This is a genomic window from Caballeronia terrestris, from assembly GCF_001544515.1.
GTDB classification, from domain to species: domain Bacteria; phylum Pseudomonadota; class Gammaproteobacteria; order Burkholderiales; family Burkholderiaceae; genus Caballeronia; species Caballeronia terrestris.
Window position 1 is genome coordinate 1 of record NZ_FCOL02000388.1, and the last position, 1,470, is coordinate 1,470.

A 1,470-nucleotide genomic window follows, 5' to 3' on the forward strand; every position below is an offset into this window, starting at 1 on the left:
ACTGGGCCGCGCACTTGTTCTCGAAGTCGATGTGATACCCGCTCAGCACCTCGCCGATGATGCCGGGCACCGTCTTCTGATAGAAGAAGCGGCAATGCGACGCGCGCGTGAGAAGCCAGAGGCGTGGCCGCACGGTCGCGCGATACAGCGCCGGACGGTTCGGCTTCGTGCTCGCGGGCCGCGCCAGTTCGAACGCCGCGACGATGCCGTTGAACTCGCGCTCGCCACCTGCCGGCAGTTCGAGAGCCAGCGACAGAAGACGGCCCAGTTCCTCGCGGCCGCGCATCCGGTGCAGCACGAGCGCGTCGGGTCCGAGCGCGCAGGCGATGCGCGCGATGCGGTGGGTGTCGGTCAGCATCATCGCTTGTCTCTCTTCAGGGAATCTGCGTCACGCGCGTGGCGGGATTCGCGATCGCGACCACGCCGCCCCATGAGCACATGCATGTGGACACGTTGTCGAGCGACGGCTCGTTGCCGAGGAGCACGGTGATCGCGCCGGGCGTCCAGGGCGAAGCGGTCACGGGCACGCACGGCGCCGGCGACGGCACGCCGAGCGCCGCGGCGGTCGCGGCGGCCACCTGGGGATTCGCGGGCGACGTACATGCGCCGAACGGCATGATGTTCACGAGCGGGACGTGATCCATGATGTTCGCGGCGAGCGGCCCTTCGCAGAGCACCCGGTTCGCCGGGAGCACGACTAAAGTTGATGGCGCCGCGCCGAACGAACACTGCAGCGTCGCGCCCATGCAGACTTGTTGTGGCATCGCAAGCTCCTTCGTGTGTGGTTTGCGCTCAGTCGAACGCGTAGGTGAATGCGCCGTCGCGCGCGCTGACTTCGACCTTCGCGACTTCCCGTCCATCGATCAGGCGCGTCAGGAACTCGGCGCTGATGCGTGGCAGAAGTGTGTTGGTCAAGATCGCGTCGATCATCCGGCCGCCGCTTTCGAACTCGGTGCAGCGGCTCGCGATCTGGCGGACCATCGCGTCGTCGTAGCTGAACGCCACGCGATGCCGTTCGGCGATACGCCGCTCGATGCGCGCGAGCTGCAGGCGGATCACGGCGTCGAGCATCGTGTCGTCGAGCGGGTAGTACGGGATCACCGCGACGCGTCCGAGCAGCGCCGGCGGGAACACATCGACGAGAGGCGAGCGCAACGCCCGGGCGATCTCCTCCGGCTGCGGGACTGCGTGCGCGCCGTTGCAAAGGCGCGCGATGAGTTCGGTGCCGACGTTGGTCGTGAGCAGGATCAGCGTGTTGCGAAAGTCGATCTGGCGGCCTTCGCCGTCTTCCATGCGGCCCTTGTCGAAAACCTGGAAGAAGAGTTCGTGCACGTCCGGATGCGCCTTCTCGAACTCGTCGAGCAACACGACGCTGTAGGGACGCCGCCGCACCGCCTCGGTCAGCACGCCGCCCTCGCCGTAGCCGACATAGCCCGGCGGCGCGCCCTTCAGCGACGACACCGTGTGCGC

At 67.5% G+C, this 1,470-nt stretch carries 3 protein-coding genes; all 3 read right to left on the reverse strand.

Translation table 11 applies throughout. From position 1 onward, the window contains the following. The coding region (locus AWB67_RS37645; RefSeq protein WP_268808173.1) for a contractile injection system protein, VgrG/Pvc8 family at positions 1-361 on the reverse strand (361 nt) is incomplete at its 3' end. Positions 362-374: 13 nt separating this feature from the next. Continuing rightward, a complete protein-coding gene (locus tag AWB67_RS37650; protein WP_087660837.1) occupies positions 375-764 on the reverse strand; it encodes a DUF4280 domain-containing protein in 390 nt (129 codons plus the stop codon). A gap of 28 nt (positions 765-792) precedes the next feature. Continuing rightward, positions 793-1,470: AAA family ATPase (locus AWB67_RS37655; protein ID WP_159965163.1), on the reverse strand; the 678-nt coding region annotated here is incomplete at its 5' end.